General features: G+C 47.0%; 13 protein-coding genes and 1 pseudogene. 3 read left to right on the top strand and 11 right to left on the bottom strand.

The window, feature by feature from the left end; translation table 11 throughout:
- Positions 1–100: 100 nt before the first annotated feature.
- The 11 genes and pseudogenes from AC0LWF_RS13060 to AC0LWF_RS13010 all read right to left on the bottom strand — a co-directional run bounded on the left by AC0LWF_RS13060 (position 101) and on the right by AC0LWF_RS13010 (position 14,468).
- On the bottom strand, positions 101–1,885 hold the full coding sequence (locus tag AC0LWF_RS13060) for an ABC transporter ATP-binding protein (RefSeq protein WP_474651966.1): 1,785 nt from the start codon (positions 1,883–1,885) through the stop codon (positions 101–103).
- Complete coding sequence (locus AC0LWF_RS13055) at positions 1,882–3,627, bottom strand: ABC transporter ATP-binding protein (RefSeq protein ID WP_474651965.1); 1,746 nt, start codon at positions 3,625–3,627, stop codon at positions 1,882–1,884. The genes AC0LWF_RS13060 and AC0LWF_RS13055 overlap by 4 nt, the downstream gene beginning before the upstream one ends.
- A 197-nt stretch (positions 3,628–3,824) precedes the next feature.
- Complete coding sequence (locus tag AC0LWF_RS13050) at positions 3,825–4,172, bottom strand: VOC family protein (RefSeq protein WP_474651964.1); 348 nt, start codon at positions 4,170–4,172, stop codon at positions 3,825–3,827.
- A 41-nt stretch (positions 4,173–4,213) separates the two neighbouring features.
- Positions 4,214–5,146, bottom strand: a complete 933-nt coding sequence (locus AC0LWF_RS13045) for a phosphotransferase (protein WP_474651963.1) — start codon at positions 5,144–5,146, stop codon at positions 4,214–4,216.
- Positions 5,147–5,220: 74 nt separating this feature from the next.
- The gene (locus tag AC0LWF_RS13040) at positions 5,221–5,835 is read right to left on the bottom strand and encodes a GNAT family N-acetyltransferase (RefSeq protein WP_474652243.1); all 615 of its coding nucleotides are present in this window, start codon (positions 5,833–5,835) and stop codon (positions 5,221–5,223) included.
- A complete protein-coding gene (locus tag AC0LWF_RS13035) occupies positions 5,814–6,485 on the bottom strand; it encodes an HAD family hydrolase (RefSeq protein WP_474651962.1) in 672 nt (223 codons plus the stop codon). The genes AC0LWF_RS13040 and AC0LWF_RS13035 overlap by 22 nt, the downstream gene beginning before the upstream one ends.
- Before the next feature lie 36 nt (positions 6,486–6,521).
- A pseudogene (locus AC0LWF_RS13030) lies at positions 6,522–7,075 on the bottom strand (undecaprenyl diphosphate synthase family protein); the annotation flags it as partial.
- Between the two features lie 187 nt (positions 7,076–7,262).
- On the bottom strand, positions 7,263–8,747 hold the full coding sequence (locus AC0LWF_RS13025; protein WP_474651961.1) for an amidase family protein: 1,485 nt from the start codon (positions 8,745–8,747) through the stop codon (positions 7,263–7,265).
- Between the two features lie 368 nt (positions 8,748–9,115).
- Positions 9,116–10,690: an RICIN domain-containing protein gene (locus AC0LWF_RS13020; protein ID WP_474651960.1), complete on the bottom strand. Its 1,575-nt coding sequence runs from the start codon at positions 10,688–10,690 to the stop codon at positions 9,116–9,118.
- 1 nt (position 10,691) lies between these two features.
- Positions 10,692–13,625 carry a glycoside hydrolase family 2 protein gene (locus AC0LWF_RS13015; RefSeq protein ID WP_474651959.1) on the bottom strand — a complete coding sequence of 978 codons (2,934 nt, stop codon included), beginning with the start codon at positions 13,623–13,625 and terminating at the stop codon, positions 10,692–10,694.
- A 48-nt stretch (positions 13,626–13,673) separates the two neighbouring features.
- The gene (locus AC0LWF_RS13010) at positions 13,674–14,468 is read right to left on the bottom strand and encodes an SDR family NAD(P)-dependent oxidoreductase (RefSeq protein WP_474651958.1); all 795 of its coding nucleotides are present in this window, start codon (positions 14,466–14,468) and stop codon (positions 13,674–13,676) included.
- Positions 14,469–14,683: 215 nt separating this feature from the next.
- Between AC0LWF_RS13010 and AC0LWF_RS13005 the strand changes: the two genes are divergently transcribed.
- The 3 genes from AC0LWF_RS13005 to AC0LWF_RS12995 all read left to right on the top strand — a co-directional run bounded on the left by AC0LWF_RS13005 (position 14,684) and on the right by AC0LWF_RS12995 (position 16,624).
- Positions 14,684–15,379: a GntR family transcriptional regulator gene (locus AC0LWF_RS13005; RefSeq protein ID WP_474651957.1), complete on the top strand. Its 696-nt coding sequence runs from the start codon at positions 14,684–14,686 to the stop codon at positions 15,377–15,379.
- A gap of 29 nt (positions 15,380–15,408) precedes the next feature.
- Complete coding sequence (locus tag AC0LWF_RS13000; protein WP_474651956.1) at positions 15,409–16,170, top strand: SDR family NAD(P)-dependent oxidoreductase; 762 nt, start codon at positions 15,409–15,411, stop codon at positions 16,168–16,170.
- A gap of 85 nt (positions 16,171–16,255) precedes the next feature.
- Entirely contained in the window at positions 16,256–16,624 is a 369-nt protein-coding gene (locus AC0LWF_RS12995) for a VOC family protein (RefSeq protein ID WP_474651955.1), read from the top strand.
- Positions 16,625–16,712: the final 88 nt, after the last annotated feature.

Raw genomic sequence — 16,712 nt, 5'->3', positions numbered from 1 at the left:
TATGGTAAAACCTTCTTATCTCTATGTACGTATTCGCAAAAAGACAGAAGCGCAACCAGAAATGATTACATTTCCGAATGCGCTCCCGAAGTCTAGTTCCTTATACCAGCTGCTCCACATCTTCCTCAGCGTTCCGTTCTTCCCCCTGCCATAGTAACTGCATCTCACTGCTGAAGGTCAGCAGCTCTTGCAGTGATCCTTCCGCTTCAATACGTCCGTCTTTCATGACGATAATATGATCCGCACGTGCCAGCGCCTCTCTGCGGTGAGATACGGCAATACAGGTAACGTCCTGTTCGTTAAACAGACGCTCCCATAACACATTCTCCGTTTCTACATCCAGCGCGCTGGATAAATCGTCAAAGATGAACAGGTCTGATTTCGTTAGCATCATCCTTGCGGTAGCCGAGCGTTGAATTTGTCCGCCGGACAACATGACGCCTCTCGGACCCACCATCGTCTCGAGGCCGTTCTCGAGATCTTGAACATCTTGCTCCATCACGGCCATGTGTATCGCATTGTCTAGTGAATCCGCGGAAACTCCGCTGCCTTGAGTAATGTTCTCGCGAAGCGGATCGCTGAACAGGCGCGGTACTTGCGGTGTATATGCCGCTCTCGGTGGAACCAAGAATGAAGCCGGATGGTCAACCGTCTTTCCGTTCCAAGCGATCGTCCCGCTTTCTTTGGGAAGAAGTCCAAGCAGCGTGCGTACTAATGTTGATTTGCCAGAACCGACTCTCCCTGTAATGACGAGAAATGTACCGCGCTTCAAGCGGAAGCTAACGTCTTGAATCCCATTATCGGAATTCGGATATGCATAGGAGAGTTCTTTTACCTCTAGGCTGTTCAGATGCTCCTCCTTGTTCTTATCAAATACAGGTACATCCGGCGGCGCATCGTCCAAGTGGATGTCATTATGCGCCACAATGCTGTCTTGCGTTCCTGGGCGAAACAGCATCCGCATCCGGTCAACGGCCACTTTCAAACGCATATGCTGAAAGACCATATAGCCGAATAGGGAGATCCCGGTTGCGAAGGAGCCCACGTACATCGTAAATAGAGCAAAGTCGCCGACGGTAAAACGGCCGGCCTGCATCTGTGCAGCACACATCAATAAAATGATCCCGGTACTTATGTTTAACACGTGCTGAGACAGTGACCGCATCCATTGCATGAACAAGTTATCTTTAAGTGCCGCCTGTCTACGAGCTTCGTTAAGTTTTAAAAAGTGATTTAAGACATTCTCTTCCGCCCGCCCAAGCTTCACGGCTTGAACGCTGCCAAACGTTTCAGCAATAAAACCGGTGATACGGCCGGTCGCTTCGCGGTTTAGCTGACTGTATTTTCTCGCCCTGCCCCTGGAGAGGTTGTTCAGCAGCGTAACCAATAACAAGGGAATAATCGCAACAACGGTGATAGGCCAATTAATTCGTGCCATAATTACGATGGCAACAATCGCGTAAGCTAACTTTCCCCAGAAATCTACCCAGGATTCCATATATTCTACGGCTTCGTCAACATCATCCCGGAACCGGGTCATCGCTTCGCCCGGAGAGGCGGGAAGATTTCGCCCTGGCCACTGCATGATGCCAGTCAGCATGTTCGTACGCAATATGGCTTGCAAGTGATACGAATAGGTAATCCATTTATAGAAGGCGATGAAAAACATGCCTACCCTGGTAAATCGAATAACTGCAACAATCAACAGCGGCGTCGCAATCCAAATAAAGTTATGTGATTCGCCTGTAACACGGTCGAAGAACCATTGCATTCCAATGCCGAATAGCAAAGGGATGGAGTGAAACAAACACCATAGCACCGCATTCATTATATATAACGATAATCGAAATCGAAGCAGCTGCTTTGCAAAATGAGCTACATTCATGCCAATTCCTCCTGACGATCCGTTCGTAATAGCTTCGCGAAACGGGAAGATGAATCTTGCGCTAGCGCTTCCCGCTCACCAAACTCGAGAATACGTCCGTTGCCAAGCACCATGATCTTATCTGCTTTCTTCAACGTTGATAAACGATGTGCGATAACGATACCTGTGCATTGTTCCATAATTTGATCTACAGCGGTTTGCAAGGCGGCTTCCGTCGCTGCATCGAGCTTGGAAGAAGGCTCATCCAGAATGACAAGGCTAGGCTTCGTTAAGAAAACCCGCGTCAGCGCGAACAACTGAGCTTCACCCGCAGACAACGAAGCTCCGCCAGCCGCCAGATGAGTATCCAATCCGTGTGGCAGCTTCTCAATCCACTTTCGTAATCCAAGTCTTCCGGTGGTTTCCATAATTTCTTCATCCGAGACCTTGCTGTTGAACAGCGTCAAGTTGTCCCTGAGCGTTCCGTCAAACAACTGTACATCCTGCGTGACCATGCCGACCCGTTTGTACAGCGCTTCCAACCGTAAAGCTTGAATATCCGTACCGCCTACTCGAATTACGCCGCTATCCGTGTTATACAAACGAAGCAGTAGACGGCTGATGCTAGACTTCCCGCTCCCCGTACGTCCTACAATGCCAAGCCGTTCCCCCGGTCGTAAGGAGAAGCTGATGTCTTGAAGAACGCAGTTGTCATTGTTATAGCTGAAGCTCACCTGGTCAAAATCAACACCGAGAGCTCCATCAGGAAGCGTCTCCTCCGCTCCTTCACGAATCTCGCTTTGCAAAGATAGAATCTCACGGGAGCGGCGCATTCCCGATTTGGCTCTTTGAAATTCCTGCACTTGGTTACCGAGCTGTTCGATCGGATCGTTCAGCATTTGTGTATATTGATAGACAAGATATAACATACCAAGGGTGATCTGACCTTTGAGATACATATTAATGCCAATCAACAGTACCACGGTGACAGCTACCGCGAATAAGACGACCGTGGCGTTCCAAGGGACTACGCGAAGCATCCATGCCTTGCGCCCGGTCAGGAACACACTGCGCATGGCTCGATGAAAGCGATTCATCACATACGGTACGCCACCGTTCGCCTGCACGTCTTCTATTCCGGAGATACGTTCTTCGATAAGACCGAGCAGCGATGCTCTGGCTTGACGTTCAGCTTGCGTTGCGGTAACTCCGAGGTCGCGAATATATACCATGACCCCTATGGAAATACAGGTAAACACGGTCATTGTGATCGCAATCTGCCAATTCGTAGTAAACATATAACCCAGAATGCCTGCAAGGAGAACAAAGCTGCCGATAATCTGCACAATAAATAAGGCGAAGAAGTTCGACATATTTGTCACGTCGCCGTCAACGCGCTCAATCATTTCACCAGGAGTTTTCAGATTATGAAAGCGCATATCGAGCCGTAGACAGTGCTTAAGCAGATCGGCCCGCAGCCGATTAGTAGCTCGCCAGGCCACGTCGTTACCCATGTAGCTAACGGCCACGGTGAGAAGTTGGTTGATAACAGCTATGACGAGGAAGATGCCGGCGAGCCTGAGCAGACCCTCGATTGCTCCTTTGGCGGAAGCCGTGTCGATGAACTGTTGGACTATTTGCGGATTGATCAATTGAAGTGCTGTTGAAGTAAGCAGCATTCCCAATAGAATGACGATTCGCCCCTTGACGGGAACGAGATAACGTAACAGCCAGAAGATTGATAATTTTCGTTCAGGTTTCAAAACATACACTCCCAATTCGACACATGACTTTAGATAATAGGCACTATAACGTTGCTAATCCCCTAAAATATAGTTTAACTGGTTTTACCAATGAAGAGTAAAGAAGAAACGATTATAAATGAATTTTCTCTCGTCTTGTCAGCTCTCATCAAAATAGGCAGCCCCCGCGAACATGCTCTGCAGGGACTGCCTATTCGTTATTTCTCCCAAAGCTCGATTAATCGTCCATCAGGATCTTCTATCCAAACAAATCTCCCGAAATCACCGCTCTCCTCTTTCTTAGCAAGAGACACACCAACATGCTCAAGATGCTTAATCGTCTCGTCCAGACTATGTACTTGGAAATTCAACATCACTTGTTGATCTGTTGGAAAATAATCGTTATCCTCAGCGAAGAAAGAGAAGATCGTCTCATTTCCTAACTCGGGTTTGATTATGGTTCCGTTCCAATCATTGATATCAAGCTTCAAGACCTCGCTGTACCATTTTTTCACAGCCTCCATATTCTTCGTTCTCCAGAAGACTCCTCCAAAACCTTTTATCATCGTATCTGGCTCCAGTCTATCTTCAAATTTTCACTAAACCGCTATTTCATCAAGTTTATCGTAACACGTTCCCAATACATAACTAAACCAAAGTGCATGTGGTGATCTCCGTTGATGACTTTAGTTAAATGTCTTCTTGCTGCCTCTAACGAACGGATATATTGAAGCTTAGGTATTAGTTTCCGCTCTATCTCAGATAACGGAAGGATGGAGTCATAGCCGTCCATAAACCAGTTTGTCATTTGGAGCTCATATCCTTCGCCTTCCTGCAAAGCCAATAAAAAAGTAGATAAATCATATATCCTCGGTGCCCAGCGACAGCACTCAAAATCAATAATGCCTGCTATATAATTACCGTGTGTCAGCAGATTAGCAGGTGCAAAATCTCCATGACAAGGGAGTTGGGGCAGCGACGTGTATGGCTCTGCGTTCATTAGAACATCTGCATCTTCCATACGTTGCAGCAGGCTTTCAATGCTTGTCCATAAGTTTGGATACTCTGATAACGCCTGGTCATCTATAAATTCGCTTAGTTCACCAGCGTGGATCGACTCATGACTAAATGCTTCCGTTAAGGGTTTCCACGGCAAGTTAGACGTATACCCATCAACAGATAGGTGATACTTTGCTAAAGCCACACCCGCGTCACGCATTAACTCTTCGTTATAAATATTGAAATCCGAATCAGCTTCTATGTAGGGGAAAATGCTAACGTCCATCCCATTAGCCAGCTTTAACAGAGCAAGTATCGGAACGATCAAATTATTTTGCTCCGCCGCCTTGTTCAGAATCAATTGTTCTGCCAGCAGTTCATCTGTAGGCTTCGAATACTTCGAAACTCTGACTCTATACTTCCTCTGACTCGTCGTTAAGATGTAATTATTGTTACTGAATCCGCTAGACATGGGTAGAAGCGTCTTCGGAGTTCCTAAGCGAGTTTCAATTGCACCAAAATGCCCTAGAGCTAACTCCATAGACTCTCACCCTTTTCTCTAAATGAAGAGGATTGTATGACGCTGACCTAGACATTCACCATATTGGAATTCCATTAAAACTCTACACCGCGAATTTTAGAATAAAGCATCTTATTTTTTAATGAACCATCTACAGACAATTCAATACTACGTAAAACTCCTTCTAAGGTGAAACCTAGACGCTCAGCTACCCGTGAACTTCTTACGTTTCTGGCATCACATTTAATTTCAATGCGGTTTGCTTGTAAATGCTGGATGGCGTAGTCAGTAATAGATTGCACTGCTTCCGTTATGTAACCTTTTCCTCCAAATGATGTTCGAACCCAATAACCAATTTCAAATCTTCGAGATTGCCAATCTATATTATGAAGGCCGCTACTTCCTACTAATTGTCCTGTATCCTTAAGGAATAGCAGCATTCTTAAGTCACTGCGGTCTATGAATTTCAATCGTGCCTTACGTATATTTATTTCCGATTCTTCAACTGAAGGCGAGCTTTGAGCCCAGTCCATCCATGGACGCAATTCATCGAGACTTTCTCTAATTGCTTCATTCAGCATCTTTCCATCATGCCATAAGGGAGCACGTATGATTAACCGCTCGCTTTCAAATGCCTCAGGTATTGAAATTAATATCGGGTCGGTATTCAAATTAATCGCGCCTCCTCTTAATGAAACTCTCCTGCCCATTCTATCCAAGCGGTTATCTCAGCTAAATCATGAATAAATACGATTGGATAAACATCTCTACTCCTCATCTTCTCGACATCCCCTTTGTAGGAGATGAACTTTACCCCCGCATCTTGCGACGCTTTACCATCTATCCATGCATCGCCTACAGATATCCAATCATCAGGAGAGAAGTCGGGATATTTCTCAAAAATAGCATGCACGCCGTCTGGGGCTGGCTTCATAAACTTCATCTGTTCTCTGCCAATAACCGAATCAAAATATTGATTTATACGATGGTTTGTTAAAGCTGACATCGCTGCCGCATATGAATTATTCGTTAGAATGACCATTCTGAACTTACCATGTAATTCAAGCAGCACTTCTCTCGCGCCTGGCTCTAAATCTGCGTCCGACATGCCCATTAGCTCATGCTTTTTGGCAATATCCCATAAAATCTCCTGCAATCGTTTGTTCCAATGCTCTGAACGCTGGACATGTTCGATGATTGTAGAGGTTGTGTGGTCATTTATAGGGAAACTCTCATGTAGGAGTCTATTGTCTATTAAATAACGGGAAATCTCATCTTTCATCGCACTGAAATTTATCTTAGACCGAAGGATCGTATTGTCCATATCAAAAATAATTCCTCTAACCTTGAATGAGTTCAACTTTGTCACCTCTTTACGTTCATTCGATTCCACTTACGCCCGGTTTATACGCTGCTGGTACTCATAAAAAGCCTGGTAATAAAGATATTCATTAAAACTTGGCCACAGTTCATTGGTAAACCACAATTCGGATTGGGCAGCTTGCCACAACAAGAAGCCGCTGAGTCTTTTCTCACCGCTTGTTCTTATTATCAATTCCGGAGAAGGACAGTCAACTGTATGTAGGTATTTTTCAAACTCTCCTATCGTGATATTATCTGTACCATTGGCAACGATTGCCCTTGCGGCCTGGATAATCTCCGCGCGTCCCCCGTAATTCATAGCAAAGATAACAATCATTCCTGTATTCCCACCGGTGCTGTCTACCACGCTACGCATGACTTGCTGCGTGTCTTCTGAGAACCTTGATATGTCCCCTATTACAGCGTCAAGTATTTAATTTTCACTTTATTACGGACGAAGATCGTATCTTCCATTGCCTTCATTCCCGCAAAATGTCCCGCAGTACGAGGCAGTTCTCGTCTTGTAGCCCATCTACCATTTCCGTCCATCATAATGGCAACATGCTTTGGTAATGCATCCCCGTTTATTAGATGTCCATTATATTACATGCGGCTTAACCCAAAAACTGTAACTTTAGGGATCCGTTATTACATATTTTCAATTGGGCAATTCCACTTAAAAGTACTCGTTAGCATAATAAAAAAAGAGCAGCAGCCGACGGCAAACTGCTCCAAAGATGGTTCCATTATACTTAACACCTAATTCAGTTCAGGACTAAACTGGATCACAAGGCGCAAAACGGAATTTGCTCGCTTGCTCGTAGGCGTAAGCAAGTCGGAAAAGCACGGGCTCGCTGTAAGAGGTGCCAATGAAAGTGATTCCCTGCGGTCCTTTGGTCGTATAGCCGCCTGGTGCGATGATGCCTGTTTCTGTGTACCCGGCAGGCACGGTAATGGCTGGATAACCTGCGCGCGCGGACAAATCGAGATCATCTTCATTCCCTAGGAAGAGCAGCGCGTCCAGACGATGTTCGCGGATCAAGCGGTCGATGCCCTGGTCCCGGGATATCTCACGGTTAAGGCGCAAGCTCTCGCTGTACACCGGTTCAGACAATGTTCCACTTGTCTCGTTCGACCAGATTAAGAGGTCTTGCCCATACTTCATCGCGACGTCGTGATTGGCTTCGTTATAGGCAATGAGTTCATCTAACGACCGAACGAAAGCGCCTGGACCCGCTTTGGCCAGATAATGGTTCAGTCCACTCTTGAACTCATGTCGCATGACTTCCAAGTCCCAATTCGAATTCTCACTTGGCAATGATATCGGGTCGACGACGATTGCCCCACATTCCTTGAACAACGTAATCGCCCTCTCGATAATCTCCGCACGAGCTTCGTTCAATCCTTGATAATACTGCCTTGGAAAACCAATCCGTGCGCCTTGCAAACCATTCTCGTCCAAGAAAGTGGTATAATCCGGATACGCAATTCTCCGTTTCTCATGCATGGCCGTATCTTCTGGATTAACCGCCGTCATGGCGCTGAGCAAGATCGCGGCATCTCTGACTGTACGTGTCATCGGACCGGCAGAGTCTTGGCTATGCGTAATCGGGATGATGCCTGTACGACTTACGAGTCCGATCGTCGGCTTTAAGCCGACAATTCCATTTTGCGAGGACGGGTTGATGATCGAACCCGAAGTTTCAGTGCCGATGGCAGCGGTACAAAGATTCGCGGCAACCGCAGCTCCAGACCCCGAACTCGAGCCGCCCACGAACAACTCGCCAGGACCGTATGGATTAAGTGTCAGACCACCTCTGGAGCTATACCCTGCCCACATCCACTTCGACATGAAATTCGCCCACTCTGTCATGTTTGCCTTGCCAAGAAAAACGGCTCCTGCTGCTCTTAATTGCGATGCCACGGCCGAATCCGCCAGAGCAATATGCTCCGCTAGAGCAACCGAGCCCGCACTCGTATGCATACGATCGCCTGTATCAATATTGTCCTTGAGCAAAATCGGGATTCCATGAAGGGGTCCGCGAGATCCGCTATCCCGCCGCTCTGCATCAAGCTCCACCGCGATAGCAATCGCATCCGGGTTAGCTTCCAGCACCGCCTTCAGCTTTGGATTGAGCCGTTCAATCCGTTCCAAATACCAGCGAACGCAAGCCTCCGACGTTAACTCACCTGATTCCATCGCCAGCTGCAACGAAGCAATGTCTGCTTCCATTAATAATTCATTTGTTGTTTTTTCCATTTAAAGCATCTCTCCTTCACTGCTAGTTAGGTTCGTTCCAACAGCTATATAGCACGATTGCTTGTTGTACATAGAGTAGATTCTTCTTAAATGAATAACCAACGAAATAATCCGAATCAATTGCGTCTTCGCTTACCTCTTCTCCTCTGAAAACGGGTGACACGGATTCAATATGGCATTGGGCTTAGCTGACTTCATTCGATCGAGAGTAATCTGGTAGTTGCGGATGTACTCATTCGTGAGCAATTCCCTAGGGAGTGAGATGTACAGCCCCTCTCTACTAATATTATCCTATTGCGTGCAAGTAAAAAAGAAAAAGACAGTCGATCATCTCTGATCAACTATCTTCTTCACTTTAGTAGAACGGTTCAATAATTCGGAGTAACCTCAACAAGCTTCCACTTCTGTGCTGGAGTTCCGTTATCTTCGTATGTCTCGATATTCGTCCCGTTTGTGGATCCCCAACCGGTTACATCAAGTGCCTGATTGTTCACTTCGCCGCACTGTGGCAGCAGCTTGAAATACCCGCCGCCTACATTAACAATTTTCCATTTCTGTGCAGGGGTACCGTTATCCTGCCAAGTCTCTACGTTCGTCCCGTTCGTCGACCCCCAGCCTGCAACATCAAGTGCTTGGCTGTTTACTTCACCACTCTTCGGCAGCAGCTTGTAATATCCGCCGCCTACGTCAACGATTTTCCACTTTTGCGCAGGATTATCAAGATCCTCCCACGTCTCCACATTTGTTCCGTTCGTGGATCCCCATCCCGTTACATCTAGCGCCTGATTGTTCACTTCACCTGCTTGCGGCAAAAGCTTATACGTGCGACCTGATATGATGCTGCTAGCCACCCCGATGTCGACAGTTCCGAATACGATTTTGGAATCCGTAGAATCAGAAGCCAGCACGCCTACTTTTGAGCCGCCTGTATATACTAAGCTTCTGCTATAAGCTGTTGGAATAATGCTATCAAGAGCAGACCAATCCCCTACTCCATTGTTGTAGTTCACGAACAAATGATTATCGGACCATGCGGATAAGATCAGCGACCCATTCGGTCCGCCTAGCGGCGTCCAAATGATATACGGCGTGCTTCCAATCGTATATCCCGGGCTATTAATTGGCGAGCCCGCATTATCAGGAGCCCATGATTCAGGATTGGATGAGATCTTGTAATAAACCTGAGAATTGGCATACCCTACGATCTCATACGCCAAAATATAATTTCCATTGCCCATCTTCGTAACAGCAGCCATGCCAGGTCGATAATTCAAGCCCATCCGCACATCGTCTACGACACTCGACCAATTCACGCCATCCGTAGTTGTCTTATGGACAACCTTCTGATTATGATTAGCATCCGTCTCATCGGTATAGAAACAAATCAGCTTATTATTGGCAACAAGAAGCTGCGGTTCCCAAACACCTTGACTCGCTAAAGTTGCGCCTGCATATGGACCGCCAACGACGATCTTCGATACAAACTGCCACGTTTGCCCGACATCGTTGCTTTTATAAAGCTCGATCATTAAATTACCAGAGCTGTCTGCTGCGGTTGGGGTAAAAAGAATCGTGCCTTGCGGCATACTCCCAATCGCTTGCGGCAATTCATATAGATTGTTAGCATTAACCAGCTTCTCGCCGGAATGGACATCGCTTACTGTTGAAACGATCGACCAGCTTTGCCCTCGATCTGAGCTAATATGTATGGGTAAGCTGGTATAGGCGTCTATTTGCTCTGAAGCGAGTAGCTTGCCATTGTTTGCTGCATTGCTCTGATGCTCAAGCTTGATTGCCCGAGGATACTTCGCATTGACAGATGAATTAGGTTGCTGCCATATCGTAACAGGTCCAAATGCGTGAACAATCTGAAGAACCGGTAGTGTTGCCGCGAACAATACAATAACGAGGGCCAATGAAATTTTCTTGTGCATTCTCATCATGCTAAACCTCCATTTTTATTGATATAGGAGCTGTTCGGCTTTGTTCATATGCAATCAAGTTCATAAGCAGCATGCCAGCAGTTGGGTTAACGCCAAGATTAGCCATAATACGGAACGAATTCAGCACGATACGTCCGGCGCCTACAGCATAGGTTCCTAGCAATACTCCGGTTGCGACACCGGTCTCGCACGGGTAACCGACAGCGAAAGAAGCAGCAATAACTTCGTCAGGCGTATCTTGCCCGTCAAAAATATAATCGGGAATGACTTGACCGTAATAATCAATGTCCATAATTCCCTTTGCTTGCAGACCCTCGAAGTAAGGATGCTCCTTGGCGACGCAATCCTTGTGATACAGCCAATCGATAAATTTATAGCACCTTCCTTTATTGGTAAATGGAAACCAGCCCATGCTGTCTTCTCCACGCTTCCAAACATGCGGTGAGAGGAAGATGACGCTACTGCCTGCTTCGGCTTGTTTCATTAACGAATTCCAAACTGCCGCGGTCTGCTCTTCTCCGGAAAAGTCCCCCACTAAGATAAGGCTATCAATCTCAGAAGAGCGGTCTGTGAGCGGCTTTCTCTGGATACCTTGCGAACCTAACCAAGATTCGGTATTAATATCGAGTCCGATAACCGTAATGGGTTCCTCGCTAGTCGTCCGTTGCAATCGGTTGTCTGCCACATGAAACTTTAGTCGACCTCCTGATGGCGCTCCTCCGGATTCCATATATGCCGATAGCTCGTATTCTCCTGCTCTCACATTGTCCAATACGACTTGTTCGAGGATGACAGGAATTGCTAGAGGACCGTCTTCACCGCTCTCTGTTACCGGAATACAAACATTGGCGCGTTTCTCCCATACGACTCCGCTCTTGCCGGAGATTCGGAAGCAAACCGGATATTCGCCAGGCTGAAGCACGTCTTCATTGGCCAGAACAGCCTCTACCTGGAATGGAGTTCCTGCATATACATGCATCGGCTCCACAAAGAGACACCAGCGCAGCGGTGACCACCCGTCCTGCAAAGCTTCGATTACGCCGGGCTTCCATTCCCGGAAGAAAGTCCAAAGTCCTTCGCCGGAATAGCCATGGTCTAACATTCCCGTTAAATTGTAACCGCACAATTTCGGATTCGAGCGTACATGATCGAACACCCTTCTCCTCTGCTTGCTATGCAGTCGATTGCTTTCTTCGAGCATATGCTGCGGGAATGCATAGACATCCTGCGTGCCAAAGCGGTTCCGTTCCGATTCGAATCGATCTGCCATCCTACGAAACAATGCGACATCGTGCAGGTCGCTGCGGGCCCCATATTGTTCGAAGAATCTCGTTGTCCGAATAACATCTAGCAGACTGCCATAGCCCCATTCCGACAAGAAGACTGGCTTTGTTTCTTTCCCCAGCGTTCGCACCAGTTCGTTAATCGGAGCTGTGCGAGGCTCGACCGGATAGAAATGGGCATCTCCCATCCCTTCGTAAAGCCCTGTCGGATAACCCCACTCCCAAGTAAACGGCGATCTGTTCGGTATTTCGTCCGCACCGGCTTCCTCGGCTCCCCATTCAAACTGCCAATTAACCTCACCCGGATTACATACCGTACCTATTCCTAGCTGGCGATCCCAACGGCCGCTCCCGAGCAATACGAGCCTTGTATCGTCGACAGCTCTTAACTGAGGCAGAATCGATGCCGCGTGCCGGAATATCGGATCATCCATCGTTTCGTTCAGCAGTCCCCAGATCACGACGCAGGGATGATTGCGATCACGCTTTACGAGCCCTAGTGTGGAGCTGTTGAATCGCTCTTGCATCTTAGGCGAATCTTCCATTCCCCATGATGCGGCGCACTCGTTGTAAACCATCAGTCCAATCTCGTCGCAAAAGTCCAATTGTTCTTGCAGAGGCGCCGTGGCGATAAATCGGATCATATTGAATCCGCTCGCTTTGGCATAGATGAGATCCTGCCTTATGAGATAGGGATCTGTCGTCGCAACAGCGGTTCCGACAGGGTAGTGATTTCCCGTGTGAGTAGACCGAACAAACATGCGTTTGCCGTTCAAGCGGAAGAAACCCTTCTCAACTCGGAAATCTCGAAAACCGCATCTCACGGAAGAATGATGGGTTTGCTTACATTCACTCGATGAGCTTTCCAAGGTAACGTTTACTCTGTACAAATTCGGAACTTCCAAGCTCCAGAGACGAGGCTTATCGATCGTTAGCACCGTATCGATGAATGATTCTCCGAAAGCAAATTGGTAATCTCCAATTGACGATACCAGTACCTCACCAGCTTCACCTGGACTTACGTCTATCGCGATTTTGCCTTTCGCTAGTGAAGAAGAACTGTTCGCGACCGTTAATCGGATATTGATTTCGCCAGTCTCGATATTGGGTCTTACAAATAAATCGGAGATACGGACTTGCGGCAGCTCGATCAGATGGATGTCCGAGTAAATTCCGCCAAAATTAAAACCCGTTCCCGGCGCAACCTCTCTCGTACTTTTATGGCGGTTTGGCGTTTGTTTCTGTAAGATCCCGTCGATTTCGACATCAATTGGATTAAGAAGCCGAATGGCTAATAAATTCTCTCTGCATCTGATCAAATGATCGGTCACATCAAATTCAAAAGGCATTTCCCCGCCTTCATGACAGCCTACATAAATGCCATTGAGCCAAATCTCCGCGTAGTAATCTACGAATTCGAACTTCAGAAATTGTCTATGCTCCAGAGCGAATGGAACACTCGGGACGAACCGATGCCAATACCAGGCCACGCCTTGGTAATCTGGAAATACTTGTTGAATGAGACCGGGAACCGGCGCGAGCTCCGATTCTTCCACGATATTCGATTCAAACCATTTCTCTGCTTTACCCTTATTCTCGGGATCTCTCGCCAGACACCACGCCCCCGACAGAACTTGCAGGTTATTCTTCACGCATGTACTTCCTCTCTTAAGGATGCTGAAATGTTATGTTATAAATGATCAAATTTCATGATAGACGGAGGTTTGCAGTTCAGGGGCATGATAGGCGGAGTAACCGCCATCCACGTATAGGGTCGTGCCTGTTATAAACTTCGCTTTATCGGATACGAGAAACAGAACCGCTTCTGCGATGTCTTCGGGCGTCCCAAGTCTCCCTTGGGGAGTACGTCTAACCATATCTTCCCGGCTGAGCAATCCCGCGTTAAACGTACGATCTAGACCTTCCGTCAAAATATAGCCGGGCACAACCGCGTTCATGCGAACCCCATCCGCTGCCCATTCACAGCCGATCGTACTGGTGAAGCTGTTTATCGCAGCCTTTGCCGTGGCATAAGGACTCCGTTTTGGAATCCCTCCCAATCCGTGAATCGAAGAAACATTAACGATAGCTCCGCGTTTTTGCTTAAGCATGAATTTTCCGGCTGCCTGTGAGCAAAGAAATGTGCTTTTTAAATTAATGTCGATAATTTGATCCCATTCATCTTCCGAGAAATCGACCATTGCCTTTCGAATTGTGCCTCCGACATTGTTAATGAGAATATCCACTTTGCCGAATACACGTAACGTTTCATCGATTACGCGTTCAACATCGGTTTTACGAACAACGTCCGCTTCAATAACTAGGCAGGCTCCCCCATTTTGACGAATTCGCTCCTCGACTTTTAGTGCAGCCTCTATTTTGATGTCGGCGATGACGACTCGCGCTCCTTCCTCAGCAAGCGCTAATGCGATGGCTTTTCCTATTCCGTTTCCGCCTCCCGTGACGACCGCAATTCGGTCTTCAAGCAATCTCATCGTCTTCCCCTCCCAATCCGTAAACGCTTTCAATTCGTATCTGGTTCCATCTTACTCCTGGCGTGCATTATCGTCAACATAACAGTTTATTTGTTAACAAATTAATTTATTTGATTTCATTCCTTCATATTTGTTGGCTAAAGCTGCGATGTTCGCTATACTATTAGACAAAGATACGCAGACGAAATTGAACGAAAGAGAAACGAGGTTAGAGTATGTTGAAAAAACCGTCACCTGAACCCTACGCAAGGACTCCACATACAAAAGACGTTTTGAATAAAATTCGTACGGACATCATTTTAGGCGTGCTAGCACCGGATTCTCATATCGTGGAGAACCAAATCGCTGCTGAGCTTGGCGTCAGTCGCGGTCCTGTTCGAACCGCTTTGCAAAACCTGGAACAAGAGGGTCTTGTCCGTTCGCTGCCTAATGGTCGTACCGTCGTGGTTGGATTCTCGCTTAAAGCTGCCGAGGATACGTTCGATTTTCGCTTAATGCTTGAATACAAAGCATTGGAGCTGATCATTAAGAACGATATGGTTGATTTCTATCCCCTATTCTCCATCATTGAGCAAATTCGTGAGATGAACGCAACCATCCAAGAAGGGAACGAACCTGCCGAGGACTGGGTGCAAGCTACTACAGCAGTGGATATTCAGTTTCATCGCAGCATCATGATCATGAGCGAGAACGTTCCCATGCTGCAAGCTTGGAACCTAATGGCGAGCACGATGTATACGGCTTTAACGATTTCGAATAGCAGCAATTTCAATAGTTTTCATGATTATTACAAAGATCACAAAGCCTTCTCGGATCTGATCATTCAACGCAACCCGATCGTGCTCGAAAAAATCGTGGAACATATTTCGAAAGCCAAGAGACTCGTTCTTGATCGACTTAAGAGCCGCTAATAGATACCACACAAAAGGGGACTTGCAAAATGTATGATTTTACAGGGCAAGTAGCGCTTGTCACAGGCGCTGGGAGAGGTATCGGTAAGAGAATTGCTTTGAAACTTGCTGAGTGCGGCGCGGTTGTTGTCGTAAACTATGCGAACAGCGAACAAGGAGCAAACGAAATCGTTAGTGAAATTACAAAGTTAGGCCGGCAAAGCTTTGCCCACAAGGCAGACGTATCCGATGTAAGTCAGATTCACGAAATGGTAGAGAAAACGATTGAAAGATTCGGCAAAATCGATATTCTCGTCAATAATGCCGCTATCGATCCGACGATCGATTTTTTCGAAGTGACGGAAAGCTTCTGGGATCGGGTTGTCGACACCAACTTGAAAGGCGCGTTTTTTTGCGCGCAAGCTTGCGCCGCTGCAATGAGACAGACCGGTAGAGGCAAAATCATTAACATAAGCTCCGTCCATGGTAACCTTACAATGCCGCAATACGCCGTCTATGCCTCGACCAAAGGCGGTATGAACGCATTGACCCGACAACTCGCTCTCGATCTGGCCCCTTATAACATCAACGTTAACGCAGTTGCTCCAGGTGCGACGGAAGTAGAGAAATTCTCAGAAAATCCGAATCATGACAAATATGCGGTGGGCAAGCAAATCCCGCTTGGACGAATCGGTTATCCAGAAGACGTCGCCGCCGCAGTCTCTTTTCTAGCGAGTTCTGGCGCTGACTTTATTACAGGTCAGATCCTTACCGTCGATGGTGGATCGAGCACTCGATTTTTCCTGCAATAAAGAACATATACCAATTGAGATGATATAATTAGAGACGAGCCGAGATGATCAGCAATCGAAGTCACTATCCTGTAGGAGGAAAACAATGACCATATCAGGTGTTATTCCGCAGCTACGAACGATGAATCTTGACAGTACGATTCAATTCTACACGATGAAGATAGGCTTCGAGCTCGAGTTCCGATATGAGGATTTCTATGCCGGCATTCGTGCAGGGAACCAGGTCATCCATCTAAAGCTCGCTGATGAACAGGACCCCTCGATCCCCTTTACTCGAGACGGTGATCATTTCCATCTTTACCTGCAGACGGACGATGTAGCTAGCTTCGCAGAGGAATTAAAAGCCCGCGGAGTTACTCTGGCTAGAGATGTGTGCGAGACGGAATGGAATACGAAGGAATTTATTATTGAGGATGACCAGGGACATACGATATATTTTGGCGAGGCGCTTTAGTTCACGCAGAATGGACAATAACGCAGAACAGGCTGCCGTATTGGCAGCCTGTTCATGCTCGAGAAAGAAGGCTATTGGGACTTCCTCT

The sequence above is a fragment of the Paenibacillus sp. sgz302114 genome, from assembly GCF_056120345.1.
The sequence above is the reverse complement of the archived record's forward strand: the minus strand, read 5'-3'. Positions and strand labels throughout refer to the sequence as shown.

Excerpts from the sequence above, each read along its gene's own strand:
- AC0LWF_RS13060 (WP_474651966.1), bottom strand. The coding sequence starts at position 1,885 with ATGAATGTAGCTCATTTTGCAAAGCAGCTGCTTCGATTTCGATTATCG.
- AC0LWF_RS13050 (WP_474651964.1), bottom strand. The coding sequence starts at position 4,172 with ATGATAAAAGGTTTTGGAGGAGTCTTCTGGAGAACGAAGAATATGGAG.
- AC0LWF_RS13045 (WP_474651963.1), bottom strand. The coding sequence starts at position 5,146 with ATGGAGTTAGCTCTAGGGCATTTTGGTGCAATTGAAACTCGCTTAGGA.
- AC0LWF_RS13040 (WP_474652243.1), bottom strand. The coding sequence starts at position 5,835 with ATGGGCAGGAGAGTTTCATTAAGAGGAGGCGCGATTAATTTGAATACC.
- AC0LWF_RS13025 (WP_474651961.1), bottom strand. The coding sequence starts at position 8,747 with ATGGAAAAAACAACAAATGAATTATTAATGGAAGCAGACATTGCTTCG.
- AC0LWF_RS13020 (WP_474651960.1), bottom strand. The coding sequence starts at position 10,690 with ATGATGAGAATGCACAAGAAAATTTCATTGGCCCTCGTTATTGTATTG.
- AC0LWF_RS13010 (WP_474651958.1), bottom strand. The coding sequence starts at position 14,468 with ATGAGATTGCTTGAAGACCGAATTGCGGTCGTCACGGGAGGCGGAAAC.
- AC0LWF_RS13005 (WP_474651957.1), top strand. The coding sequence starts at position 14,684 with ATGTTGAAAAAACCGTCACCTGAACCCTACGCAAGGACTCCACATACA.
- AC0LWF_RS13000 (WP_474651956.1), top strand. The coding sequence starts at position 15,409 with ATGTATGATTTTACAGGGCAAGTAGCGCTTGTCACAGGCGCTGGGAGA.
- AC0LWF_RS12995 (WP_474651955.1), top strand. The coding sequence starts at position 16,256 with ATGACCATATCAGGTGTTATTCCGCAGCTACGAACGATGAATCTTGAC.